The organism is Variovorax atrisoli 110B (assembly GCF_000382045.1).
In the GTDB taxonomy this organism is placed as follows: domain Bacteria; phylum Pseudomonadota; class Gammaproteobacteria; order Burkholderiales; family Burkholderiaceae_C; genus Variovorax; species Variovorax atrisoli.
In genome coordinates this window covers 1-24305 of sequence record NZ_KB907462.1, presented here as the reverse complement: position 1 = coordinate 24305, position 24305 = coordinate 1, and the positions used below count along the sequence as shown (strand labels likewise).

23 protein-coding genes and 2 pseudogenes are annotated in these 24305 nt (G+C 69.6%); 12 read left to right on the top strand and 13 right to left on the bottom strand.

Annotated elements, in window-relative coordinates; all coding sequences use genetic code 11:
* Nucleotides 1-21: 21 nt before the first annotated feature.
* Nucleotides 22-1497, bottom strand: coding sequence for a trypsin-like peptidase domain-containing protein (locus G369_RS0127745; protein ID WP_019657332.1), 1476 nt, complete (start codon nucleotides 1495-1497; stop codon nucleotides 22-24).
* Between the two features lie 24 nt (nucleotides 1498-1521).
* On the bottom strand, nucleotides 1522-2049 hold the full coding sequence (locus G369_RS0127740; RefSeq protein ID WP_026346694.1) for a flavodoxin family protein: 528 nt from the start codon (nucleotides 2047-2049) through the stop codon (nucleotides 1522-1524).
* 136 nt (nucleotides 2050-2185) lie between these two features.
* On the opposite strand from G369_RS0127740, the gene G369_RS0127735 reads away from it, so the two are divergent.
* Genes G369_RS0127735 through G369_RS0127715 form a run of 5 tightly spaced genes read left to right on the top strand, consistent with a single transcriptional unit; the run spans nucleotide 2186 to nucleotide 5105 of the window.
* Nucleotides 2186-2608: a universal stress protein gene (locus tag G369_RS0127735; protein WP_019657330.1), complete on the top strand. Its 423-nt coding sequence runs from the start codon at nucleotides 2186-2188 to the stop codon at nucleotides 2606-2608.
* Complete coding sequence (locus G369_RS0127730; protein WP_019657329.1) at nucleotides 2608-4053, top strand: trypsin-like peptidase domain-containing protein; 1446 nt, start codon at nucleotides 2608-2610, stop codon at nucleotides 4051-4053. The genes G369_RS0127735 and G369_RS0127730 overlap by 1 nt, the downstream gene beginning before the upstream one ends.
* A gap of 10 nt (nucleotides 4054-4063) precedes the next feature.
* Complete coding sequence (locus G369_RS36430; RefSeq protein ID WP_019657328.1) at nucleotides 4064-4606, top strand: NUDIX domain-containing protein; 543 nt, start codon at nucleotides 4064-4066, stop codon at nucleotides 4604-4606.
* Nucleotides 4607-4644: 38 nt separating this feature from the next.
* Entirely contained in the window at nucleotides 4645-4803 is a 159-nt protein-coding gene (locus tag G369_RS38770) for a hypothetical protein (RefSeq protein ID WP_019657327.1), read from the top strand.
* Nucleotides 4800-5105, top strand: a complete 306-nt coding sequence (locus G369_RS0127715) for a high-potential iron-sulfur protein (RefSeq protein WP_019657326.1) — start codon at nucleotides 4800-4802, stop codon at nucleotides 5103-5105. Before G369_RS38770 ends, G369_RS0127715 begins: the two co-directional genes overlap by 4 nt.
* Before the next feature lie 26 nt (nucleotides 5106-5131).
* Here G369_RS0127715 and G369_RS0127710 read toward each other — a convergent pair whose 3' ends face one another.
* Genes G369_RS0127710 through G369_RS0127695 form a run of 4 tightly spaced genes read right to left on the bottom strand, consistent with a single transcriptional unit; the run spans nucleotide 5132 to nucleotide 9416 of the window.
* A complete protein-coding gene (locus G369_RS0127710; RefSeq protein ID WP_026346693.1) occupies nucleotides 5132-6727 on the bottom strand; it encodes a gamma-glutamyltransferase family protein in 1596 nt (531 codons plus the stop codon).
* Between the two features lie 24 nt (nucleotides 6728-6751).
* Nucleotides 6752-7417 (bottom strand): TetR/AcrR family transcriptional regulator, encoded by a 666-nt coding sequence (locus tag G369_RS0127705; RefSeq protein WP_019657324.1) that lies wholly within the window; start codon nucleotides 7415-7417, stop codon nucleotides 6752-6754.
* Complete coding sequence (locus G369_RS0127700; RefSeq protein WP_019657323.1) at nucleotides 7414-8619, bottom strand: amidase; 1206 nt, start codon at nucleotides 8617-8619, stop codon at nucleotides 7414-7416. Before G369_RS0127700 ends, G369_RS0127705 begins: the two co-directional genes overlap by 4 nt.
* A complete protein-coding gene (locus G369_RS0127695; protein ID WP_019657322.1) occupies nucleotides 8619-9416 on the bottom strand; it encodes a cysteine hydrolase family protein in 798 nt (265 codons plus the stop codon). Before G369_RS0127695 ends, G369_RS0127700 begins: the two co-directional genes overlap by 1 nt.
* A gap of 177 nt (nucleotides 9417-9593) precedes the next feature.
* On the opposite strand from G369_RS0127695, the gene G369_RS0127690 reads away from it, so the two are divergent.
* The 4 genes from G369_RS0127690 to G369_RS0127675 are packed head-to-tail and all read left to right on the top strand — an operon-like array spanning nucleotide 9594 to nucleotide 14228.
* The gene (locus G369_RS0127690) at nucleotides 9594-10577 is read left to right on the top strand and encodes a BMP family protein (protein ID WP_019657321.1); all 984 of its coding nucleotides are present in this window, start codon (nucleotides 9594-9596) and stop codon (nucleotides 10575-10577) included.
* On the top strand, nucleotides 10577-12226 hold the full coding sequence (locus G369_RS0127685; RefSeq protein WP_019657320.1) for an ABC transporter ATP-binding protein: 1650 nt from the start codon (nucleotides 10577-10579) through the stop codon (nucleotides 12224-12226). The genes G369_RS0127690 and G369_RS0127685 overlap by 1 nt, the downstream gene beginning before the upstream one ends.
* The gene (locus tag G369_RS0127680; RefSeq protein WP_020723307.1) at nucleotides 12223-13305 is read left to right on the top strand and encodes an ABC transporter permease; all 1083 of its coding nucleotides are present in this window, start codon (nucleotides 12223-12225) and stop codon (nucleotides 13303-13305) included. Before G369_RS0127685 ends, G369_RS0127680 begins: the two co-directional genes overlap by 4 nt.
* Nucleotides 13302-14228 carry an ABC transporter permease gene (locus G369_RS0127675; protein WP_019657318.1) on the top strand — a complete coding sequence of 309 codons (927 nt, stop codon included), beginning with the start codon at nucleotides 13302-13304 and terminating at the stop codon, nucleotides 14226-14228. Before G369_RS0127680 ends, G369_RS0127675 begins: the two co-directional genes overlap by 4 nt.
* A 45-nt stretch (nucleotides 14229-14273) precedes the next feature.
* On the opposite strand, the gene G369_RS0127670 is transcribed toward G369_RS0127675, so the two are convergent.
* Entirely contained in the window at nucleotides 14274-14645 is a 372-nt protein-coding gene (locus tag G369_RS0127670) for a hypothetical protein (RefSeq protein ID WP_019657317.1), read from the bottom strand.
* 208 nt (nucleotides 14646-14853) lie between these two features.
* Here G369_RS0127670 and G369_RS0127665 point away from each other — a divergent pair, with 208 nt between their 5' ends.
* Together G369_RS0127665 and G369_RS0127660 are read left to right on the top strand one after the other, a co-directional pair.
* Nucleotides 14854-16365, top strand: coding sequence for an FAD-dependent monooxygenase (locus G369_RS0127665; RefSeq protein WP_019657316.1), 1512 nt, complete (start codon nucleotides 14854-14856; stop codon nucleotides 16363-16365).
* A gap of 111 nt (nucleotides 16366-16476) precedes the next feature.
* The gene (locus G369_RS0127660; protein ID WP_019657315.1) at nucleotides 16477-17130 is read left to right on the top strand and encodes a dihydrofolate reductase family protein; all 654 of its coding nucleotides are present in this window, start codon (nucleotides 16477-16479) and stop codon (nucleotides 17128-17130) included.
* A 144-nt stretch (nucleotides 17131-17274) separates the two neighbouring features.
* Here G369_RS0127660 and G369_RS0127655 read toward each other — a convergent pair whose 3' ends face one another.
* From G369_RS0127655 to G369_RS0127635, 5 genes are all read right to left on the bottom strand, one after another.
* Nucleotides 17275-17817, bottom strand: a complete 543-nt coding sequence (locus G369_RS0127655; RefSeq protein ID WP_019657314.1) for a hypothetical protein — start codon at nucleotides 17815-17817, stop codon at nucleotides 17275-17277.
* Between the two features lie 39 nt (nucleotides 17818-17856).
* Nucleotides 17857-19011, bottom strand: a complete 1155-nt coding sequence (locus tag G369_RS0127650) for an SLC13 family permease (RefSeq protein ID WP_026346690.1) — start codon at nucleotides 19009-19011, stop codon at nucleotides 17857-17859.
* A complete protein-coding gene (locus G369_RS36425; RefSeq protein ID WP_019657312.1) occupies nucleotides 19008-20264 on the bottom strand; it encodes an MFS transporter in 1257 nt (418 codons plus the stop codon). The genes G369_RS0127650 and G369_RS36425 overlap by 4 nt, the downstream gene beginning before the upstream one ends.
* 11 nt (nucleotides 20265-20275) lie before the next feature.
* Complete coding sequence (locus G369_RS0127640) at nucleotides 20276-21070, bottom strand: hypothetical protein (protein ID WP_019657311.1); 795 nt, start codon at nucleotides 21068-21070, stop codon at nucleotides 20276-20278.
* Nucleotides 21071-21294: 224 nt separating this feature from the next.
* Entirely contained in the window at nucleotides 21295-22077 is a 783-nt protein-coding gene (locus G369_RS0127635) for an aminoglycoside nucleotidyltransferase ANT9 (RefSeq protein WP_026346689.1), read from the bottom strand.
* Nucleotides 22078-22797: 720 nt separating this feature from the next.
* Between G369_RS0127635 and G369_RS39845 the strand changes: the two are divergent.
* Nucleotides 22798-23134 (top strand): annotated as a pseudogene (locus G369_RS39845) (Arm DNA-binding domain-containing protein).
* Here G369_RS39845 and G369_RS36420 read toward each other — a convergent pair.
* Nucleotides 23097-24243: pseudogene (locus G369_RS36420) on the bottom strand (IS3 family transposase). The pseudogenes G369_RS39845 and G369_RS36420 overlap by 38 nt on opposite strands.
* Nucleotides 24244-24305: the final 62 nt, after the last annotated feature.

The following is a 24305-nucleotide window of genomic DNA, read 5'->3' as shown; positions in this document are numbered from 1 at the left end:
TTTCCCGGCTGCGGCATGCGGTCATGAGCGACCCCGGCGCGAAGCGGGGAGGCGCACCGCCACGTAGGCGAGCCGGCGGTCGCGCATGACCAGCAGCGCGACCGTGTTCCCGCCCGGCACGTGGGCGAGCGCCTGCCCGAGGTCCTCGACGCGATAGAGCTTCGTCGTGTTCACGGCCACGACCACGTCGCCCGCCCGGATGCCTTCGCTGCGGGCGAGGCCGCCGGCCTCGCGCACCATCAGGCCGCTGTCGACGTGGAGCTGCAGCCGCTGGGCGGGAGAAAGCTCGCCGAGGCTCAGGCCCAGGCCGTCGTTCCATTCGGAGGGAGCAGCGGTGAAGGAGGTGCCGGCCGTGGCGGGCTGCACCGCCAGCGTCGCGCGAAGCATCCGGGGGGCGCCCTGGCGCCATACCTGCAGCTGCATCCGGCTGCCGGGTGGGCGTTGCGTGATCTGCTGCGGGAGGTCGGCGAACCGTTCGACGGGTCGACCGTCGAGTGCGAGCACGGCGTCTCCCTGCGCGAGGCCGGCGGCCTGCGCCGGGCTGCCGGGTTCGACGCGGACCACCAGGGCGCCGGTCGGGGCCGGCAGGCCGAAGGACTGGGCCAGCGCGGGCGTCATTTCCTGGAACTCGGCACCCAGGTAGGCCCGGCGCACGCTGCCATGCGCCTGCAGCTCGCCGGCGATGCGCATCGACAGGTTGATCGGCACGGCGAAGGACAGCCCCATGTAGCCGCCGCTGCCGCTGTAGATCATCGAGTTGATGCCCACCACCTCCGCACGGCTGTTGAACAGCGGACTGCCCGAGCTGCCCGGATTGATCGCGACATCGGTCTGGATGAACGGGATCTCGCCGGCACCTGCCATGACGCGCCCGACGGCACTCACCACGCCGGCCGTCACGCTGCCGTGGAAGCCGAAGGGCGAACTGACCGCGGCCACCCAGTCGCCGGGCGCAAGCGACGAGGAATCGCCGATCACGGCCACGGGCAGGTCGGTCGCATCGATCTTCACCAGTGCGACGTCGGTGCGCCGGTCCACGCCGGCCACGCTCGCCGTGAAACGGCGGCCATCGTCCAGCTGGACCTGCACTTCGTCGATGTTCGTGACGACGTGCGCGCTGGTGAGGATCAGGCCGTCGCTGCGGATGATCAGGCCCGAAGCGAGGTCACGGACCTGGCTGATGCGTGCGCTCGCGGGCAGGGGCCATGCGAGGCGGTCGGCGAAATCGTGCTCGGGGGCGATCTCGAGCTCGATGTCTTCCGGATTCAGGTCGCGTCCGATGCGCAGGGTGCTGATGTCGACCACCGACCGGCTGCGGCTGGCGAGCAGCGACGAGAAATCGCTCGCGCCAGAGGTGGCCTCCACGCGCGCCTTGGGCGGCGGCATCGACGCGGGCAGGTCCGCGGGTGCAGGGCCGGGCGTCGGGACGGGCGCGGCGCATGCGCACAGCAGGCACGCGCCGGCAGCGAGTGCCCAGGCGAGGCGATTGGCGAACATGGTCAGGTCGATCCGGATCCTGCTTCAGCTCGACTGCGGCGACAGCGTGACGGGACGAACCACATCGTGCGAGGCTTCAGCATCGCGCACGGCAGTGCCGAAGGCCTGCAGCCTGGCGGCGCAGCTGCCGTCGTCCACTTCGCGCATCGTGACCGAGGAACTCAGGATCGGCGCGCGGTCGAGGATCCGGGCGATTTCGGCCGCCGCGTTCGGTGCTCCCTGCCCGCCCATGACCGATAGCACGGCAACGTCCGGAAGCCGGCCGCGCTGGCGCGCGACGAACGCGCGCATCGGGCTGGCGAGCTGCAGCAACCAGATCGGCGACACCAGCACCACGGCATCGAAGTCGGTGGGCGGCGGGCCGTCGTAGCGGATGGCGGGGCGCCGCCGCAGGAGGGAATCGATCACGCAGCGCAGGCTGCCGAGGCCGCCCGCGCGCGGCTGCACCTCGGTGATGCTCGCGAGCGGCCAGTTCTGCTGGCTGCAAAGGAGTTCCGCGACGCGCCGGGAGGTGCCGGTGTAGGAGTAGACGATCACCAGGACGTTGCTCATGTTGGCCTCTGCTGCATGGATGTCGAGCCAATGTAGGCAGTGCAGGCCCGCATCGCCTTGCGCTGCATCAAGGGCAGGCGAAGCCTTCACGGCGAGCATTCGTGCATCGGGGATGCCCCCTGCTGAAGGAACCATCATGAAGATCCTGCTTGCCGTCGATGGCAGCGACTACACCGCCCGCATGCTGAGCTACCTGGCGTCGCACAAGGAGTGGGCGGGCGCTGGCCACGAATTCACCGTCTTCCACGTGGTGCTGCCCGTGCCGCATCGCGCCGCCGCGTTCGCGGGGCCGGAGATCGTGCACGGCTACTACGAGGACGATGCGCGGATGGTGCTCGAACCGGTGCGCGGCATGCTGACCAGGAACGGCATCGAGGCGCGCTTCGAACACCGCATCGGCCATCCCGCCGAGGAGATCGCCGCGTTCGCGCAGAAGGGGCAGTTCGATCTCGTGATGATGGGCTCGCGCGGCCATGGCGCCCTGACGAACCTGGTGCTGGGTTCGGTGGCCACCAAGGTGCTGGCTGCGTGCACGGTGCCGGTGCTGCTGGTGCGTTGATGAAAGCCGTCGCCCTGGCGCGGGGCTCGTTCGCGCTGGCCGTCGGCGCATTCGCATTCACGCTCGCGTTTGCCGTGGAGGCAGGGGCGCAGTCGACTTCCTGCCCGGAACGGGGGCCGTCGGTGTCGCAGGCCGCCGACTTCGCGGCCGCCGCTGCGCGGCAATCGCCCGCGGTGGTGAGCATCCTGGTCACGGAAGCCGGCGGCGAACGGCCGGTCGCCGGCGAAGGCCGCTCGCACATGCCGTGGGACCGGGGCTGGAGCCGCGGCTTCGCCTCTGGCTTCATCATCGGCAGCGACGGATACATCCTGACCAGCGCGCACGCGGTGGCCGGCGCCCGGTCGATTTCCGTCGTCACCGCCGACCAGCGCCGCTTCGATGCCGAGGTGGCCGGAGCCGACCGCCTCAGCGATGTCGCGCTGCTTAAGGTGTCGGCGCGCGGCCTGCCGGTCGTCGCCCTGGGGCGCGGCAGCGTGCTGTGCCCCGGCGAGTGGGTCGCGGCGATGGGAGCGCCCTTCGGGTTCGAGCGCAGCGTGACGGCGGGCGTGGTGAGCGCCAATCCGCGCTACATGCCCGGAGGAAGCGGCGTGCCGCTGATCCAGACCGACGTGGCGCTCAACCCCGGCAACTCGGGCGGGCCGCTGTTCGACGAGCGGGGCGAGGTGGTGGGCATGAACTCGATGATCTACTCGCCCGGCGGCGGATATTTCGGCGTGTCGTTCAGCCTGCCGATCGATACGGCGATGCGCGTCGCCGACGAACTCCGCGCGACGGGGCACGTGAGGCGGGGCCACATCGGCGTGCGCACCCAACCCCTGACGGCCGACCTGGCGCCGGCCTTCGGCCTCGCCGCCGCGCAGGGTGCGCTGGTGGTGCGCGTGGACGCGGACAGCCCGGCCGCGGAGGCAGGGCTGCGCAGCGGCGACGTGGTGCTGGCCGTCGACGCCGATGCCCCGATGGGCTATGCCGACATCCAGAACCGCGTGGCCGCCGCCCGCAAGGGCAGCCGCGTCGCGCTGAAGATCTGGCGCCACAGCGCGCCGTTGACGGTGCAAGTGGGCGTGCTCGAGAACCCGCCCGACGACCCGCCGCGGCCGGCCGGGCGCACCTTCGCGCAGGAAACGCGCTTCGGGCTGGAACTCGCCGAGCGCAAGGGCGTGCTGGGCATCAGCCTGCCATCGCCCGGGCTCTATGTGCAGTCGGTCTCGGGCTCGGCGCAGCTCGCGGGGCTGCGATACGGCGACATGCTGATCGCGGTCAACGACGTGGAAGTGGCCAGCCTCGCGGACTTCGATGCGGCGATCCGCTCCGTCGCCGAGAGCGACACGGTCGCGCTGCTCGTCGTGCGCGGCTCGGCCCGAAGCTATGTGGCGATCCTGCCGCGAAGCGCTGCGCGTGCGCCGGTGGCCAGGCGCGCAGGCGAAGCCGCCGTGCCGACCCCCTGAGGCTCTCGCGATGGAACGATCGATCAGCTGCGGCGTCCTCGTCTTCGATGCGGCGGCCCGGTTGCTGCTCTGCCACGCGAGCGGCAGCCGCTACTGGGACATTCCCAAGGGCATGAGGGAAGGGGAGGAGCCCGGCACGCACGCGGCCGCGCGGGAGGCCGCCGAGGAATGCGGCCTGCGGCTCGCGCCGCGGCAGCTGAGGGAGCTCGGGCGCTTTCGCTACCGCAGCAACAAGGACCTCTGGCTCTTCGCGGTGCTGGTGCATCACTTCGAGGCGAAGACCTGCGTGTGCTCCAGCTTCTACACCGACCGTTCAGGACGGCGGCGCCCCGAGATGGACGCATTCCGCTGGGCCGCCATCGAGCAGCTTCCGCTGCTTTGCGCGCCCAGCCTCGTCGCGGTGCTGACCGGCGCGATCTCGCTGGCCGGCATCCACGGGCAGCTGCTGTACGAGGTGGGGCCGGTCGACGCATCGCCCGCGCCCGTCGACCCGCGCGCGATTCGCGCGGTTGATCCTGCGCAAGGCCGCATGCAGCAGGCCGCTCAAGAATGAGCGCAGGCCAGTCCAGACATCCAACGCGAGGTCGCCCCATGAACAACATCACATCGAACCCAATCCTGCAGGTCGTCGGGTTCTGCATCGCCACGCTGCTGGCCACGGGCGTTCTCGTGCTGGCGGGGCTGAATGAGCGCAGCGCCGCGCCGGACGGCCTTGCACCCGTTCCACACACGACGAAAGTTCCACGATGACATCCAGCCGCCGCATCTTCATCCTGACCCTCGCCGCGACGGGCGCCGCCGCCTGCGCCTCCGGTGCGTTCGCGCAGGCCCAACTCGACGAGAAGGACCCGCAGGCCGTGGCGCTCGGCTATGTCGCGGATTCGGCCAGGGCCGATGCGAAGAAATTCCCGAAGCACGACAACGCCCAGCTGTGCAACGGCTGCGCGCTGTGGCAATCGAAGCCGACCGACCCGCAGGGCAACTGCGCGCTCTTCCCCGGCAAGCAGGTCAACGCCAAGGGGTGGTGCAGCGCCTGGGCGAAGAAGGCCTGAGGGCCGGGCTGCCGGCAGCCCGGCATTCAGAGACCCAGTGCGACCCCATCACCGCGAGGGTCGTGCGCGCCCGCCAGGCTGCCGTCGGCTTCGAAGCGGATCACGCCGGGCAGCCCTGCCAGCGGGCTGTGCGCGGCGATAGGCGCGATCTCGTGGCCGCGCGCGGCCAGCGCTGCCATGACCTGCGCTCCCACGTCCTCCTCCAGCTTCAGGCTGTCGCGGCTGTCGGAGAAGGTCCGCCCGAGCAGGAACCGGGGCCGTGCCAGCGCCTGCGCGGGGTCCAGGCCGAAGTCGATCAGCCGCGTGAGCAGCGCCACCAGCGTCTGCGGCTGTCCGTCCGCCCCCTGCGTGCCCAGCAACAGCTCGGGCCGCCCGTCGCGCATGAAGGCGACGGGGTTCAGCGTGTGGAAGGGCCGCTTGCCGCCGCGCAGCCCGTTGGGATGGCTCGCATCGTGGTGGAAGGCCGCGCCGCGGTTGTGCCACAGCACGCCGGTGTCGCCGGCCACGACGCCGCTGCCCCAGTCGTAGTAGATGCTCTGCAGCACGCCCGCCCCGCGGCCGGACGCATCCGCGGCCGCGAAGAACACGGTGTCGCCCTGGCGGAACCGCTGGGGCCAGGGCATCGCCCGTGCGTCGGCCTGCGCCCGCGCCGCCTGCTGGCGAATGTAGGCGGCGTCGAGCAGCCGCTGCACGGGCACCTCGGCGAAATCGGGGTCGGCGAGGAAGCGGTCGCGGTCGACGAAGGCCAGCTTGATCGCCTCGACCATCCGGTGGAAGTGCTCGGCACTGCCTTCGGCGATGCCGGAGAAATCCTGCTCGCCGAGGATGCCCATGGCTTCCAGCGTGGCGAAGCCCTGCGTCGGCGGCGGCAGGCTCAGCAGCGTACCGCCGCGGTAGGGAACGGCCAGCGGCGTCACTTCCCGGGCGCGGGTGCTTCGCATGTCGTCCAGCGTGAGCGGCGAACCCGCGGCCTGAAGGCCGGCCGCGAGACGGTGCGCGACTTCGCCTTCGTAGAACTCGCGCGGGCCCTGGGACGCGAGCCGCGACAGCGTGCGTGCAAGCCCGGGCTGTTGCTGCTGCGAAAGGCCGGCGGGAAACGCCGCGTCGAAGCCGTGCCAGTGCTGCGCCTCCGCGGCCCGCATCTCGTGCCAGAAGCGCTGCGAGGCCGACACCGCGAAGCCCTCCTGCGCATGCTCGATCGCGCGAGACAGCAGCGAGGCCCAGCGCTGGCGGCCCTGCCAGTCGCGCGCCGAGATGTCGAAGGCCCGGGCCCAGCTGTCCACCGCCGCGGCCGTGGTCAATGCCGACGCGCCGCCGCGCAGCGGGACCGGCCCCGCCAGCGGCGGAAGTGCTGCGGCGGCCTGCCCGATGCCGGAGATGCCGCGCACCGGCGCACCGGGCTGCGCGATGAGCCAGAAGCCGTCGCCTCCGAGCCCGGTGAAGTGCGGGCACACGACGCACAGCACTGCCGCCATGGCGATGGCGGCCTCGATGGCGTTGCCGCCGTCGGCCAGCACCTCCAGGCCCGCCGCACTGGCCAGCGGATGGGGGCTCGTCACCATGCCTCGCCGGGAGGTGGCCGAAGCAGGGGCGGCGGGCTGGTGTGCGGGCTCAGCGGACATGGAAGCAGTCATGCGGAAGTTCGTTCATGGCGCCTGCGTCAGGAAGGCCGCCACCATCTGGCGGGTCATCTTCTGGTGCGCCTTCTGCCAGGCCGCGGCCTGCAGGTCCTTGTTGAAGATGCGCGACAGCGTGAACGCATGGGCGCGGCCGTAGTACGACAGGCTCACCATCGCCACGTACAGGTGCAGCGCATCGATGCCGCTGCGCACGACGCCGGCCGCCACCCCGCGCACGAGCAGGCGGCGGATCAGCGCGATCACCGGCGACGACATCTCCGGGATCCGGTTCGAGCGCGCGAGATGCCGCGCCTCGTTGAGGTTCTCGAAGGCCAGCAGCTTGCGCAGCCGCGGGTGCGTCGCGAAGTGGTGGTCCACGAAATCGGCGATGTGCAGCAGGCCGGTCAGCGGCTCCTCGGCCTCAGGGTCCAGCCGGAGTTCTTCGTGCCGCAGGTCGGCCATCACCGCTTCGAGCACGGCGACGTACAGGTCGTCCTTGCTCCCGAAGTAGTGGTACAGCATGCGGATGTTCGTGCCGGCGAGCCGTGCGATGCGTTCGGTGCGCGCGCCGCTGTAGCCCTCGTTCGAGAACTCGTCGATTGCGGCTTCCAGGAGCTTTGCGCGCGTGAGTGCGGCGTCGCGCCGCGCGATCGTCTCCTGGGCCGGCGCCTGCCGTGGGGAAAGTTTGCTCATGGTGTGGATGGGAATGCAGGCGCTAGTGTCGCGGCAAGTTCGAGCAGCCGGTCGTCATTGCCCCTGGCCGAGATGAAGGATGCGCAAGGCGGCAGGCCCTCGGCAGCCGGCAGCGGAAACACCACCTGCGGCAGGCCCGCATGGCCGGCCACCGCGCCGAGCGCCAGTGCGCGCTCGTAGAAGGCGTCGCGCTGAGCCGCATCGGCCCGGCGCGACAGCGCAAGGCAGGGTGCGGCGGGAATCAGCCATGCCTCGTCGGGGTCCATCCTCTGCGCCAGCCGCGCGGCGGCCTGCGCGCGCCAGTCGCTCCAGCGCGTTCCCTGCGCGGCATCGAGCGCCAGTGCCGCCTCGAAGCGTGGCGCGATGGCGGCGCCGAAACGCGGCCGCCGTCGGTGGATCCACGGGCCGACGTGGGCCTGGATCTCCAGGCCCTGGAGCACGGCATAGGCTTCGAACCAGTCGCGCCAGTCGCCGCCGCCATAGGCGCTGCGCTCGCTGTCGATGCGCATCAGGCGGGCCCACGCGGCCAGCGGCTCGCGCACCGCGGGCTCCGCCAGCGCCAGTGCGTCCGTGGCCACGCACAGGCGCAGGGGCGGCGCGGACCGGTCGCCGCCGATGCGGGCTTCGGTGCCGAGCAGCGCCTGCCCGGCGCGGCGCAGCAGGTCGGCATCGCGCGCGAACCACCCCACCGTGTCGTAGCTCGGTGCGAAGGGCAGGACCCCGTCGAGCGGGATCCGGCCGTGCGTGGGCCGCATCGCGGCGACCCCGCAGAACGCCGCCGGCACGCGCACCGAGCCGCCCGTGTCGGTGCCCAGCGCCAGGTCGACCTCCGCCCATGCGACCGCGGCGGCGCTGCCGCTGGACGACCCACCGGGCAGCCGATCGGGGTCGCGCGGATGGCGCGGCGTGCCGTAGTGGGCGTTCTCGCCCTCCAGGCTGAAGGCGAGTTCGTCGCTGATCGTCTTGCCGACGACCCGCGCGCCTGCGCCACGCAGCGCGGCCACGCAGGGCGCGTCGTGCACGGCCGGCGCGTGGCTGGCGGCCCAGTCCGGGTTACCGCCGCCGGTGACTGCGCCTGCGATGTCGATCAGGTCCTTCACGCCCAGGCGCACCCCATTCAGCGCGCCATTGCCGGTGGCGGGCCGCTCGCAGCGGGGGCCGGGCATCCAGCCGCCCGATCCGTGCGCTGTCGCCGTGTGCATCAGGCGGGCAGCGCCGCGAGCACGGCGGCCGAGTCGGTCACGAAGCCGAAGCACTTCTTGACGTTCCAGATCGTCGCCTCGGTGCAGAAGTCCGGCGAGCTCGTGGCGCAGCAGTCGCTCAGCATCACGCAGCCGTAGCCCAGGAAGTTGGCGTCGGTGAGCGTGTGCAGCACGCACTGGTCGGTGTTGCAGCCCGCGAAGAGGATGCTGCGCACCCCGAGGTTGCGCAGGATGCTGTCCAGCGGCGTGTCCCAGAAGCCGCTGATGCGGTGCTTGTCGACCAGGAAGTCGCCCTCGTGCGGTGCGAGCTCGTCCACGATGGCCGCGGCCCACGAGTCCTTCTGCAGCACGTGGCCCTTGCCGCCGGGCAGCGGGTCGCCCAGGCCGACGCCCGTGCCGCTGTTCTTGTACAGATGGATCTGGTTGGGCGGCATGTTGGCCAGGTCCGGGCGGTTGCCCCAGTTGACCCAGACGACCGGCACGCCGGCACGGCGCAGCCCGGGCAGCAGCTTCTGCAGCGGCGCGATCGGCGTGCGGTCCGCCGCGTAGTTGCCGCCGATGTGGTCGACCCATCCGCCCTCGGTGCAGAAGTCGTTCTGCAGGTCGATGATGACGATGGCCGTGCGGCGCAGGTCGAGCACCACGTTCTGCGGCTGCGCCTGCACCCGGGCGCGCAGCGGCGCGGGCGGCTCCACGGACATGTCGACCTCGCGCTCGCTGGCGACCCAGTAGTACTGCTGGCCCAGGCCCAGGGCGCCGTCGGGCCGGGCATCGGGAAGATAGGGGTGGCGTTTCATCAAAGGCTCCGGTGGTGTGCGGGCGAAGGGCGCATCGCCGCAGGCTGGTGCATTCGTTGCGGTCGCCGCACCGATATGCGGCAAAAAATCGGCGAATTCACTGGCACTGTTATTGCGATGCGTTGTCGGTAAGTAATTGATTAGTTACTTAACCCTCCAACTAGCGAAAGGCATGCCATGCAGATTCCGTCCCTCTCCCGCCGCGCCGCCGTCCTCGCAGGCGTCAGCGCCTTCACCACCCTCGTGCTGAGCCTGCCGGCCTCGGCCGCCGATCCGATCGCGGTCGGCATCCTCATTCCCGGTTCCAAGTCGGACAAGGGATGGATGGAGTCCGGCTACGACGGCCTCGTGGCCGCACAGAAGGAGTACGGTGCCAGGATCAAGGTGCAGATGATCGAGAACATCAACTACGCCGACATGGAGCAGGCGCTGACCAACCTGGCCAGCAAGAACGCGCTCGTGATCGGCGTCGGCGGCCAGACCCAGGCGGCCGTGCTCAAGGTGGCCAAGCGCTTCCCCAAGACGCACTTCTCGATCGTCGGCGGCAACAAGGCCGAGGAGACGGCCAACGTGGCCGGCTACGACGTCAAGCAGGCCGAGATCGCCTTCGTCGCGGGCGCCGCCGCTGCGATGCTCTCGAAGAACGGCGCGGTGAGCTACGTGGGCGGCATGGAGATCCCGTCCATCGTCAACGCCGGCAAGGAGTTCGGCAACGGCGCCAGGTACATCAAGCCCGGCATCAAGTACTTCGAGAACTACACCGGCGACTTCGACAACGTGGCCAAGGCCAAGGAAGCCACGCTGGCGGCCATCGCGCAGGGCGCCGACGTGCACTATCACATCCTGAACCTCGGCCTGCGCGGCATGGAGCAGGCGGCCAAGGAGAAGGGCACGAAGATCATCGGGAGCTACACCAACCGCTGCGGCACCGATCCGCTCTATCCCGCCTACAGCATCACCGGCGTCGGCTACCAGGTGCAGTACGCCATCAAGGAGGCCGTCGGCGGTACCTGGAAGGCCGGCTACAAGCCCTTCGGACTGGCCATGGGACCGAACGCGTCGGACATGGTCATCTGCGGGGCGACCGATGAACAGAAGGCCAAGCTCGAGCAGATCAAGAAGGACATCCTGTCCGGCAAGATCAAGGTGCTGGAGGGCTGATGCGCGAGCGCCACGCCATCGGCCCCGGTGACGGCCTCCATGACGGCATCAGCGACGGCGGCCCGGGGCTTGCCGCAGCCCCGGTCGCCGCGCCGCTGCTGAAGCTGGAGGGGCTGTCCAAGCGCTTCGGTGCGCTGCAGGCGCTGCAGGACGTCTCGCTGGCGCTCCATCCCGGCGAGGTCCACTGCCTGCTGGGCGAGAACGGCGCCGGCAAGTCCACGCTGTGCAATCTCGTCTTCGGCGTGCACGCCGCGGACGCGGGCGAGATGACGCTGGCCGGCGAGGCGTTTCGCCCGCGCTCGCCGGCGGATGCCCTTTCGCACGGGATCGCGATGGTTCACCAGCACTTCAGCCTCGTGCCCGACATGACGGTGCTGGACAACCTGCTGCTCGGCCAGGTGCGCGGCGTGCTTGACCGCAAGGCCGGCGCGGCGCGCATCGCCGCGATGCGGGAGCGCTACGGGCTCGCGCTCGATCCGCATGCGAAGGTGCAGGACCTGTCGGTGGGCGAGCGCCAGCGCGTGGAAATCGTGAAGTGCCTGGTGCGCGAGCCGCGCCTGCTGGTGCTCGACGAACCCACCGCCGTGTTGCTGCCGCAGGAGATCGAGGCATTGCTCTCGGTGTGCACGCGCGTGGCGCAGCAGGGCTGCGGCGTGGTGCTGGTCACCCACAAGCTGGCGGAGATCCAGCGCGTAGCGCGGCGTGCGACCGTGCTGCGCGGCGGCCGCGTGGTGGCGCGCTCGGACGCGCCCGCACAGGACATCGACGCGCTGGTGCGCGCGATGATCCAGCGCGACCTGCAGGCGCCCGCCGCCTCCGTTCAAGCTCCCCGAGCATCCCGGATGGCACCTCCACCGGGCAGCCCGACGCGCGAGGCGGCGCTGCTGGCCGACGGCCTCACCGTGCGCGACGCCGATGGCGTGGTGCGCCTGGACAACTTCACCCTGCTGGTGGAGCCGGGCGAGATCGTGGCCATCGCCGGCGTCGAGGGCAATGGCCAGAGCGAGCTGGGCGCGGTGCTTTCGGGAATGCTGCGTCCCACCGAGGGGCGCTATTTCGTCTGCGGCGAGGAGATGACGCGCGCCACGCCGCGCCAGCTCAGCGCCGCAGGCTGCGGCGTGGTGCCCGAAGACCGGCACGCGCTGGCCTGCGTGACAGGCATGAACGTCGCAGAGAACATCATGCTCGACCGCCTGGACCGGTTCCGGCGCTTCGGCCTCCTCGACCGCGCGGCCATGCGCCGTGAGGCGCTCGACCTCATGCAGCGCTACGACGTGCGCGCCGCCAGCCCCGACGTGCTATTCGGAGGCCTTTCGGGCGGCAACCAGCAGAAGGCGGTGCTCGCGCGCGAGCTCACGCTCGAGGGCCTGCGCTTCCTGCTGGCGGCGCAGCCCACGCGCGGCCTGGATGTCGGCGCGGTCGAGGCCGTCTACGGCCACATCCGGGCCGCCGCGGACCGCGGGGTCGGCGTGCTGCTCATCTCGTCGGAGCTCGACGAACTGCTGAGCGTCGCCGACCGCGTGCTGGTGCTCTACCGGGGCCGGGTGATGGGCGCATGCCCCACGGCGGGCGCGGACCGGGCGCGCATCGGTGCCTGGATGGCCGGGCACCGTGACAAGGAGGATGTTGCAGAGGAGGTCGCCCCATGAGCGGTCCTGTACTTGCCTGGTCGCGGCTCAGGCCGACCCCCGCCCTGCAGGTCTCGGCAGCCGCCGTGCTGCTGGCCTTCGGCGTCGGTGCCTTGCTGATCGCCGCGCTCGGCGTGCCCGTGGGCGATGCCGTTGCCGCGTTCGCGGACGGCGCCTGGGGCTCGTCCTATGCGCTGGCTGCCTCGATCAACCGTGCGCTGGTGCTCATGCTGGTCGGCCTGGGTTTCATCCTGGCCGAGCGCGCGAACCTCACGAACGTGGGCGGAGAAGGGCAGATTGCCGTCGGCGGCATCACGGCCACGGCACTCGCGCTGTGGCCGCCCGTGGCGCAGCTGCCGTGGGGGCTGGCCTTCATCGTTCCGATGCTCGGCGCCTGCGCGGCGGGCGCGCTCTGGGGCGGCATCGCCGGCGTCCTGCGCGTCAAGATGGGCACCAACGAGGTCATCGCGACCTTGCTGCTGTCCTTCATCGCCATCTGGATGGTGTACGGCAGCGTGCAGTCCGAGCACCTGCTGCGCCGGCCGATGACGAGCAGCGCGACGCTGCCCGAGTCGCTGGAGATCCCGGTGGCGACCCAGCTGCCGCTGCTCACCGGCGACGCGGGCACGCCGCTGCACATCGGCCTGCTGATCGGGGTGGTGCTGGCGGTGGCGGTGGCGCTGCTGCTCAACCGCACGGTGACGGGACTGCAGCTGCGCGCGACCGGCCTGAACCCGCGTGCGGCCCGCCGCGCCGGCATGCCCATCGACCGCCTCGCCATCGGCGCGCTCTGCGCAGCCGGCGCCTTCGGCGGACTCGCCGGCGCCTTCATGCTGCAGGGCGAGCAGTACACGCTCAAGGCCGGCTTCTCGTCGGGCTACGGCTTCGACGGCCTGGTGGTGGGCCTGCTCGCACGCGGCAGCGCGACAGGCGTGGTCGCGGGCTCGCTGCTCTTCGGCTTCCTGCGTTCGGGCGGGATCAACATGGAAATGGTGGCGCAGGTGCCCACCGCCCTGGTCGTGGTGATCCAGGGTCTCATCATCGTGACGCTCGCCGGGGCAGCCATCGGCATCCAGCGCATGGAGGCGCGACGCAAATGATCGATCCCGAACTGGCCGCCGTCTTCGTCGGCTCGAGCATCCGGCTCGCCGCGCCGCTGCTGCTCGCCGCCACCGGCGAGCTCGTGAGCGAACGGGCCGGCGTGCTCAACATGAGCGTGGAGGGCCTCATGCTGGCGGGCGCCTTCGCAGGCGCCACGGCCTCGTGGGCCACCGGCTCGCCGTTGCTCGGCCTGCTCTGCGGCGTGCTGTGCGTGCTGCCCATCGCGTGGCTGCAGGCCTTCCTGAGCATCACGCTGCGCGCCAACCAGATCGTCACCGGCATCGGCATCAACATCCTGGTGCTCGGCGCGACAACCCTGGGTTACCGGGCGATCTTCGGCAGCCGCTCGCGCGCCGAGATCCCGGGCCTGGACAAGTGGGCGCCGCCCGGGCTGTCGGAGATCCCGCACCTGGGCGAACAGGTCTTCCGGCAGGCATGGCTGCTCTATGCCGCCATCGTGCTGATCGTGCTCGTGGGCTGGGTGATGCGCGCCACCGCGCTCGGCCTTGCGATCCATGCCGCGGGCACGTCGCCGCAGGCGGCGAGCCATTCGGGGTTGAAGGTGAGCCGCATCCGCTACGGCGCCGTGCTGTTCACCGGCTTCATGTCCGCGCTGGCGGGCTGCTTCCTGTCGATCGGTGACATCCACACCTTCACGGAAGGCATGACCGGCGGCGCCGGCTACTTGGCGATCGCGGCGGTGATCTTCGGCAACTGGCGCCTCGGCCGGACCGTCATGGCCTGCTGCCTCTTCGGAGCCGCCACTGCGCTGCAGTTCCAGCTTCCAGCGATGGGCATCGAGGTGCCCAGCGCCCTGCTGATCGCCTTGCCCTATGTGCTCGCGCTGCTGGCGGTGGGCGGGCTGGTCGGTCGACAGGTCGCGCCCGCGGCGCTCACGAGGCCGTTGCCCGCGCAAAGCTGAAGCGCAGGTACCGACGAGGCGGCCCTGCGCGCGAGGCGGCCGGCCTCAGTCGCGATCCTCGTAGTAGCGGCGGTACTGCTCGCGCTCCCACTGGCGGCGGCGCCATTCGCGACGCTCGGCACGGCGCTCTTCCCAGCGCTCGGCGCGACGTTCCTCCCAGCGCGCGGCCGGGTCGTAGTAGACGGGCGGCGGAACGGAGTAGACCGGACGCGGAGCCTGGTAGTCGGTCGGCGCCGGATGGGTGTAGACGGGCGCCGGCTCGTAGTAGACCGGCGCCGGCTCGCTCACGACCACGCCGGGGACGTTGATGCCGACGGACCAGCTGGTGCCGGCGTTGGCCGATGCGGCGACGGTCAGGGCGCCGGCGGCAACGAGGCCTGCAGCGGCGAGCTTGAAGACGGTTCGCGAGAGAATCATTTTTTCAACTCCAGAGGGCGGGAATCGCCCTGATGCGCTTCCAACGGACGGCGACCCGATACCGCGCACATCGTGACGGTGAAGAACGTTCCCAAATGTCACTGCGCCGCGCGGCCTGCTGCGGCGTTCGCGATCCTTCGCGCATGTCCGGGCAACCATTGCCGTTCACCTCCCATTCACTTGTGAGCAAATGAAAAAGGATTCACGGATGAAAGAACATGCAGTCGTGATCGCCGGCGCGGGGCCGACGGGCCTGATGCTCGCTGGCGAACTGGCCCTGGCAGGCGTCGACGTCGCCATCGTCGAGCGCCGCCCGGACCAGGCGCTTGCAGGCTCGCGCGCCGGCGGCCTGAGTTCGCGCTCGCTCGAGGTCCTGGACCAGCGCGGCATCGTCGAGCGGTTCCTCGCGCAGGGGCAGAAGGCCCAGGTCACGGGGTTCGCCGTCACCCGACTGGACATCAGCGACTTCCCGACCCGGCACAACTACGGGCTGGCACTCAGGCAGAAGCACATCGAGCGCATCCTCGCCGCGTGGATCGACGAGCTCGCGGTGCCGATCTACCGAGGGCGCGACCTGGCGGGCTTCGTGCAGGACGACGCGGGCGTCACCATCGAGCTTTCCGGGGGCGAAGCGTTGCGCGCCGCGTATCTCGTCGGCTGCGACGGCGGCCGCAGCCTCGTGCGCAAGACGGCCGGCATCGCGTTTCCGGGATGGGAGGCTACGACCAGCAGCATCCTCGCCGAGGCGGAGATGACCGAGGAGCCGCCGCTGGGCGTGCATCGCACGGCCCGCGGCATCCATGCCTTCAGCAGGGAGCAGTACGAGATCCGCGACGGCAAGATCGTCTATGCCCAGGAGGGGCCGATCGGCGTGATGGTGACTGAAGAAACCGCCAATGCCACGGCCGAGCCCACGCTCGACGACCTCCGCTCGGCGCTCGTCGAGCTGTGCGGTACCGACTACGGGATCCACGGCCTGAAATGGATCTCCCGGTTCACCGACATGTCGCGCCAGGCCGAGAGCTACCGCAAGGGCCGCGTCCTGCTGGCCGGCGATGCCGCGCACGTGCACTCGCCGGTGGGCGGTCAGGGCCTCAACACGAGCGTGCAGGACGCGGTGAACCTCGGGTGGAAGCTCGCCCAGGTGGTCAAGGGCGTTTCGCCCGACAGCCTGCTCGACACCTATCACCGCGAGCGGCACCCGGTCGCGGCGCGCGTGCTGCGCACGACGATGGCTCAGGTCGCCCTTCAGCGCACCGACGATCGCACCGAGGCGCTGCGCGAAGTCGTGCTGGAGCTGCTCGGCATGGAGGAGCCGCGCAAGCGCGTCGCCGCCGAGATGTCCGGACTGGGCATCCGCTACGACCTGCCAGGGACGCACCCCCTGGTCGGCCGCCGCATGCCCGACCTCGACCTGGTCACCCCCGAAGGCCCCGTGCGCGTGTTCGCGCTGCTGCACGACGCGCGGCCCGTGCTGCTGGACCTGGCGACGCCGGGGCGTCTCGATGTCGCGCCGTGGTCGGGCCGCGTCAGGCTGGTTCACGGCAGGTACGACGGCCCCTGGGAGTTGCCCGCGATCGGCACTGTCGGCGCGCCCGCGGCGGTGCTGATCAGGCCCGACGGGCACGTGGCATGGGTGGGCGAGGGAACATCGGATGGCCTCCACGAGGCGATGTCGACCTGGTTCGGCCCTCCCGGCCCGCAGGCCGGGCGCGCGTGATGCGCTGCGGCGCAGCCCGCAGGTGCAGCCCGCAAGTGCAGCCCGCAAGTGCAGCCCGGTCGCCCCAGCGTCGGCGTAGACTGCCGCTTTCCTTCCACAGGAGACGCATGCATGACCCGATTGCTCGTACGCAGTTTCGGCGTTTCGCTCGACGGCTATGCCGCCGGTCCGCAGCAGAGCCTGGAGAACCCGCTGGGCATCCGCGGGCCGGAGCTCATGGACTGGTTCTTTCCCACGCGCGTCTGGCAGCAGATGCAGAAGACGGGCGAGGCCGGCGAGACCGGCATCGACAACCAGATCGCCGAACAGGGCTTCGCCGAGATGGGCGCCTGGATTCTCGGGCGCAACATGTTCGGGCCGGTGCGCGGCCCCTGGCCCGACGAGAGTTGGAAAGGCTGGTGGGGCGACGAGCCGCCCTACCACGTGCCGGTCTTCGTGCTCACGCACCATGCCCGCGCGCCGCTGACCATGAAGGGCGGCACCACCTTCCACTTCGTCACCGGCGGCATCCACGAGGCGCTGGCGCAGGCGCGCGCCGCCGCGGGCGAGCGCGACGTGCGCGTGGGCGGCGGCGTGGCGACCGTGCGCGAGTACCTCAAGGCCGGCCTGATCGACGAGCTGCACCTTGCCGTGCGGCCGGTGCTGCTGGGCAAGGGCGAGGCGCTGTTCGAGGGGCTCGATCTGCCGGCGCTGGACTACCGCTGCGACAGGCAGGTCGCAGGCGAGCGCGCCACGCATGTGTTCCTGCGCCGGGACACTCGCTGAGCGGTCGCGTCTGCCTGAGCGATATCGCGCCGCCTTGCGGTAGCGGACCCGGTTCGATTCTTCTCCTTCACGCATCCCCCGCCGAAGGTCCGGCATTCAGCTGGCGCAGCCGAATGCCGGACTGCCCGGCAGCGGAGAGCATGCTCATTCCAGGTCGATGTCGTTGACCCGCGCCGCCTCCACCACGCGCCCTTCGCCTGTGGCGAGCGGCCGGACCCGGCCCTCGGCCTGCACCCTGTCGCCGACTTTCAGGTTCAGCTGCGCGAAGCCCTGGGGCCGCGTGTGGACGAAGTCTCCGTTGTCGAGCACGACGCCGTTCGCTTCGCCGTGGCGCGCATAGTGGATGCGCGCCACGCGCCCGTCGACGCTGTCGTCGGGCTGTGCTTCGGGCAGCGGCTTGCCGTCGATCGCGGCGAGCCGCTCGAACCGGTACACCGTGTGCGCGGCCTCGCCCTTGGGAGACGGCGGCGATTCGGTGCCTTCGACGACCAGTGCCTGGCCGGCGCGGATGTCCGCGAGCTGCGAAGGCAGGCCTTCGCCGTGGCGCTCGAAGACGAACTGCGTGGGGATGCCGTCGGTCTCGATGAGCATTCCCTCGATGCCGCCCTTGGGGCTGTAGAGGTAGTGCGCGAAGCGGCCTTCGACAGACCAGACGTCGACGGTTTCGTGGGAGTTGTGATGAGGCATGGTTTCTTCCTTTGTTGATGTGAGAGTCAGGACGAAAGATCACCCCAGCCGCAGCAGCAGCGCCGATGCTGCGCAGACGACCAGGAACGGAATGCTGATGCGATGAAACTCGCTCAGCCCACGGGGCAGCTTGGCCAGCCGCAGCGCGATCAGGTTGGCCAGCGAGCCCAGCACACAGCCGAAGCCGCCCACGCTCACCCCGGCCGCCAGCGCGGGCAGGTCGCGCACGTGGCCGTCCAGCAGGATCGCGGCCGGCACGTTGCTGATGAACTGCGAAGTGACGATGGCAGCGAGGTACGCGCGCCAGCCCTCGGTGATCGGCCAGTGGCCCAGCAGCGACACCACCGCGGGCAGCTGCGCGAGCTGGCGCAGGTCCACGAACATCAGCGCGATGATCGCCAGCAGCGCCCAGTCGATGCCGCGCAGAACGCGCGGATAGCTCACCAGGAACACGCCGAACACCACGCCCAGGCCCGCGAGAAGCCAGTGCCGGTCGAGTGCGATCACGAAACCGATGAACAGCAGCCCCGACAGCGCCAGCATGCGCGGCTGCACCGGCGCGGCCTCGGCCTGCGGCTTGAGCTCGATCGGCGTGCGCGGCACCAGCAGCCACACCGCCACGAAGACCCAGAACAGCATCACCGCGACCGTCGGACCCATCATCCCCATGAAGGCGACGAAGCCCTCGCCGGAGCGGTGCCAGAGGTACAGGTTCTGCGGATTGCCGATGGGCGTGAGGGCCGAGCCCGCGTTCACCGCGAGCGCCTGCAGCACCACCAGCCGCGCCAGCGGCAGGTGCGCCTGGGTGGCGAGCACGCGTGTGAGCGGCACCAGCAGGAACAGGCTCACGTCGTTGGTGACCAGCGCGGATAGAAAGGCCGCACTGGCCGTCAGCAGCATCGCGAGGCTGCGCTGGTTGTGGGTGCGGGCGAGCAGGCGCTGGGCGGTGGCCTGCAGCATGCCGCTTTTCTCGACGCCCTGGGTGATGGCGAGCAGGCCGGCGAGCGCGCCGACGGTCTGCCAGTCAACCAGGCGCAGCCAGTCCATGGGCGCGCGAGGGCGCAGGAACGCGAACAGCACCGCCACGGCGACCAGCACCCACAGCAGGCCGTTGCCGCCGCCGTTCTCCTCGGTGGCGCGCGCATCGCCGGGCAGCGGCGCGTGGAGCGTGGCGGACACGGAATCCCTGTTCATGCGGTGGCTCCCTCGAGTGCGGCGGCACCGGCTGCGGTGGCCTGGCCGGGACGACGCGTCTCCGGCATCGCGATCGCGAACAGTGCGAGCGCGGCCGCCGCGATGCCCGCGAGCAGGACGAAGGCCGTGCCATAACCTGCAGCATTGGCGACCGTGCCCGCCACGAGGTTGCTGAGCGCGGCGCCCAGACCCACGCAGGCCGCGCCGATACCCAGCGCGAAGTTGAAGTGCCCGCTGCCGCGCGTCAGGTCGCTGATCATGAGTGTGAGCATCACGCCGAAGATGCCCGCGCCGACGCCGTCGAGCACCTGCAGCGTCAACAGTGCCGCAGGGCTGTCGGCCAGCAGGTAGAGCAGGCCGCGCAGCGGCAGCACCGCGAAGCCCACGAGGAAGATAGGCTTGCGTGCGAGCCGCGGCGCCCAGCGGCCCACGGTCAGCCCGATCGGGATGGTGACCAGTTGCGTGACGATCACGCCCGCGGACATCCACAGCGCTGCCGATGCGCCGGCCCGTGCGCTGACCTTCTGCGCCACCAGCGTGAGCATCGCGGCGTTGGCCAGGTGGAACAGGAAGGCACAGGCCAGCAGCACGACGAGGCGCCTGTCATACCAGCGCGCGGTGCGCACGCCCGCAGCGGCGGGCGTCGCGTCCTGCGCGTCGGCGCCGCGCGCGAGCTGCGGATCGATATCGCGGTCGCGGATGAGCAGGGCCGCCAGGATGGTCGGCACGGCCATCGCCGTCGCATAGAAGAACATCGCGTGCGCGCCGTACAGGTGGCTAACTGCCCCCGTCCCGAGCGCCCACAGCACCGTGCCCGCGGCCGTGATGGCGGCGTTGCGGCCGATGCGGCTGTCCAGCCCCGCGCGGCCCACCATGCCCAGGCTCGTGGCCGCGAGCGCGGGCGCGACCAGCGTGCCTGCCGCGCCGATCAGCGACTGGCCCGCGAGGATCACCCCATAGCCCGGCCAGTTCGCCATCGCCACCAGCGTCAGCGCGATGAGTGCCACCGCCCCCGCGATCCAGCGCGGCTTGTGGCGCACGCTGTCGATCAGCGCGCCGGCGGGCGCCTGTGCCGCCAGGCCCACCAGGGCCGACACGAACATCACGCTGCCGATGCGCTGGGGATCCCAGGCCAGCGTGCCGGCCATGAAGATCACCAGGAACGGCCCCACGCCGCCCTGGATGTCGGGCGCGAAGAAGGCGAGGGCGTCGAGCGCGCGCACGCTGCGCGAGGAGGGAGCGGGGGAGGTCATCGCGCAGGGCCTCAGGAGTTGGCGGGAGGCTGCGGTGCGAACTGCGGTGCAGGCGGCACCGGCGGAACGGGAGCCATCGGGCGCTGGTGGCGCGGGCCGCGCGGACCCACCTGACCGGCGGGTCCCATGGGGCCGACAGGGCCGCTCACGAGTTCGCGCACGCTGTCGGCGCTCTGGCCGAGGCTGGTCGCCTCGATCGCGCTGCCGTTGGCGCCGCGCGTTCCCCAGCCGCGTGCGAAGAGCTGCGCGCCGGGCTGGAGGATCGCGCCATAGGCCGCGCCGATGTGCGGCGGGAAGCGCACGATGGACTTGTCTGCCAGGATCACGCCGTGCACGTCGCCGCGGTCGGTGTAGAGCAGCCGCTCGATACGCCCGCTGGTCGACATGGCCGACAGCGCGGCCAGATCGCGCGGGCCGGGCGGGAACATGCCCGGGGCGGGCGGCTGGTCGATCACGCTGCGGCCGTTGGCTTCGAGCGTCTGTGCGCGCACCACCGGCACGTTGGGCGCGCGCCAGCCGGCGACGCGCACCGTGTCGCCGGGCCGCAGCATCTGCATCACCGAGGCCGACAGGTGCGGCGGGAAGGCGACCTGCGTGCCGTCGGCCAGCAGCAGGCCGTCGGCCTCGCCGTTGGGGTTGACCAGCCATTGCGAGACACGGCCTTGCGTCGTCATGCCCGACTCGGGCGCGGCGGCCAGGGGCGGCGGTGGCACGACACCCGCGGGCGGCGGGGGCGGCATCTGCGCGAAGGCGGCGCCGCCGGACAGCAGGCCGGCGATGGCAATCAGGGTGAAGCGGGGTGTCATGAAAGGCTCCTTTGAAGTGTCAGGTGCCTGAGATGAACCACACATCGTGCCAGTGTGTATTTCCTTTTAAATCAACGACTTGCGTGATCCGGTCTGCGGCCGGACGTACGGTCTGGGGACAGCAGCTGTCCGGTTTGCGGACACGTCGGCGGCTGCAGGTGTCCGGATCGGAGGTGCGGCAGCCGCCCCTCAGCAGCTTTCGCGACGGCGTGTCACTGCGCCCGCTACAGCACTCGCTTGATCTCGCCTTTGCAGAAATGAATGGTCTCGGCGACGGGCATCCGGGCCCAGGCCGGCTCGTCCTCACCGCCCCCGAGATAGGCCGCTGCCGCACGTTCCATCAGCGAGCGATAGCTCGGTGGCAGGCGTTGCGCTGCCCACGCCGCAGCGACGTCCTTGGACACGATGTCGCCGGTACAGGCGCTGAACCAGATGCGCGCGAGCGCCAGGAGGATGTTTCTTTCCTCACCCAGCCAATCAGGCTCCTCGTTCCACTGCGCAATGGTGTCGAGCAGCGATCTCCTGAAGTCGGAACGCGGCACCTCCTCGAACAGTTCAGCGGCCGACGGTCCGAGCAGGGCCGAGCTGTGACGGCGCAGTTTGGTGATCAGGATGGCAAGGTCGTGATCGACCAAGGCGGGCTCGAAGCGCCCGGCCTCGATGTCCTCACGCAGCCACTCGCCGAACTGCATCTCGCGCCGCGGCGGATACCGCCAGGGGACGATTTCGCCCAGCGCGACGACCGTCACTTCGAGCGCCCTGAGCGTGTCGGAGCTGCCCGGCCACGCCGAATGCGCCAGCAGATCGGTCATCAAAGCGCGCCGGACCGGTTCCGGCAGCGGATCATTGATCGACACCATCAGGTCGATGTCGCTGCCGTGCTTCAGGCCGCCGTCCACAGCCGAGCCGAAGAGATGGATCGCCCGAAGGTTGCGGCCCAGGTGCGACTTCAGGACGGCCTGGACGGAGGAGACTTGAGGGATGATTTCTTGAGGTAACGCGGTCATGAGGGGGGACCAACTACAAGGCCGGGCACTTCCAAAGGTGTCCGGCTTTCTTGCTTTCGCCTCTGAATAGGCCCTTCTTCAGTCCGATAGGTCCGAAAAAGTTTGCCCTAACCCTACGCACCTGAGGGTATCTGGAGGAGGGTACGTGAAATCCGGTTGCCCTCTCTCGATGAGGTGGGGTGGGCTCTGGTGGGCTCTGTTTTACGTTCTGGGACGTAAGCCCTAGCTCGATTGAGGCCCCCTGCGATTTGTATGGGCTGCGCGAATGGGAGTTGATTCGTTGTCGGACTCATAATCCGTTGGTCGCTGGTTCAAGCCTAGCACGGCCTACCACCAGAATAAATTCCTAGATATTGAAGAGAATGCTATCTAATTGATAGCATTTCCATTTTCTTTCTTCATCTCCTTCTCGCGATGTAAGGGTGGGTGTAAGAGAATTTCGGGGCTGAGCAGCGTCTTGGCGTATGACTTCGGCAGAGCTAGCAGACATCGCTGAAACGCCGATTGAAAATCCGCGTGTCGGTGGTTCGATTCCGCCCCAGCCACCATCTTTCTTTCTCAGACGATCCCAAGTCAGCTCAAGAGTCCTTGTAAATCAAGGACTTAGCCTGAAAAGGCGGCTCAAGCGGTATCGCTGAATCCCAGAACGTCCCATTCTTGCGTGTACCCATCGGTGTACCCCAGACTGCTTTTCAATCGCAGTCATGTCTTGGGTACACCATGGGGCAACTCAACGAACTTCAGATCAAAGCGGCAGAGCCGCGCGACAAGGAATACCTGCTGGCAGATGGGGAAGGTTTGTACCTTCGCATCAGACCGGCGGGGAAAGTCTGGGTCTATCGCTACAAGCAGGGCGGTAAGGAGGCCAAGCTAAGCCTCGGGGCACTATCCAGTCGTGTCACTTGCTACCGCGCGCAAGAAGGCGCGAGAGGAGGCGGCAAGGCGCGCCGACGGCATCGATCCCAGAGAGGCACGCCGCATCGAGGAGGTGGGCTGCTGCCGGTCTCATAGACACCGACCTAAGCTTTTTGAGCTTTCTCGAACTCTACCGGACTGACGTAGCCGAGCGTCGAATGACGGCGCGTCGGGTTGTAGAACCGCTCGATGTAGTCGAACACGTCGGCGCGGGCCTGTTCTCTGCACCGGTAAACCTTTCTGGCTGTGCGCTCAGTCTTCAGTGAACTGAAGAAGCTCTCCAGGGCCGAGTTGTCCCAGACCTCGCCCGCGCGGCTCATGCTGCAGGTGATGCCTTGCTCCTTGAGCAGCTCCTGGAAGCGCTCGCTGGTGTATTGGCTTCCTTGGTCGGAGTGATGCAGCAACGCGACCGGCTTGCCCCGGCGCCACACTGCCATCATCAGCGCATCGGCCACGAGCTGCGAGGTCATGCTGTCCTGCATCGACCAGCCGACGATGCGACGTGAGTACAGGTCGAGCACCGCAGCGGCATACAGCCAGCCCTCGGCCGTCCAGATGTACGTGAAGTCGGCCACCCACTTCTGGTTGGGCGCATCAGCCTGGAACTGACGGTCCAACACGTTGTCGGCGATAGCGCCGCGCTGACCTCGGTCTTGCGGAAAGCCTCGGCGTCGTGGCCTCGCACGCAGGGCTTGTTCACGCATGAGCCGTTCAACGCGATGCAGTCCGCATCTTTGACCCAGTGCCAGCACGTCATGCCACACGCGCCGGGCGCCATAGGTGCGGTCGCTGCCCAGGAAGCTCTGACGCACCTGGCTGCCGAGCACCTCGTCTTCCAGACTGCGTTGGCTTCGGGGCCTGCTGAGCCACGCATGAAAGCCGCTTCGCGAGACACCGAGCGCCTCACACATCATTGCCAACGGCCACGCCCTCGGTGTTTCGCAACGAAGCCGAACTTCACATCGACTCCTTGGCGAAGTGGGCCGCCGCTTTTTTCAACAGGTCACGCTCCATGCGCAGCTTGGCGTTCTCCTTCCTCAAACGCTCCAGCTCAGCCTGTTCGGGCTTCATCACGCCCTGACCAGGGAACGCTTGCTGCGGGTCCGCCGTCGCCTCACGTACCCATTTGCGCAGCACGTTCTCGTGCACATCGAGGTCGCGCGCAGCCTGCGCCACCGACACGCCTCGTTCCTTCACCAGCTTGACTGCCTCAAGCTTGAACTCTCGGCTGAATTGCCTTCTCGTTCCCATGACCCACCTCCAGTTTCATTTCACACCTTAACAAGGTGTCTTTGAAACCGGCAGCAGCCCAC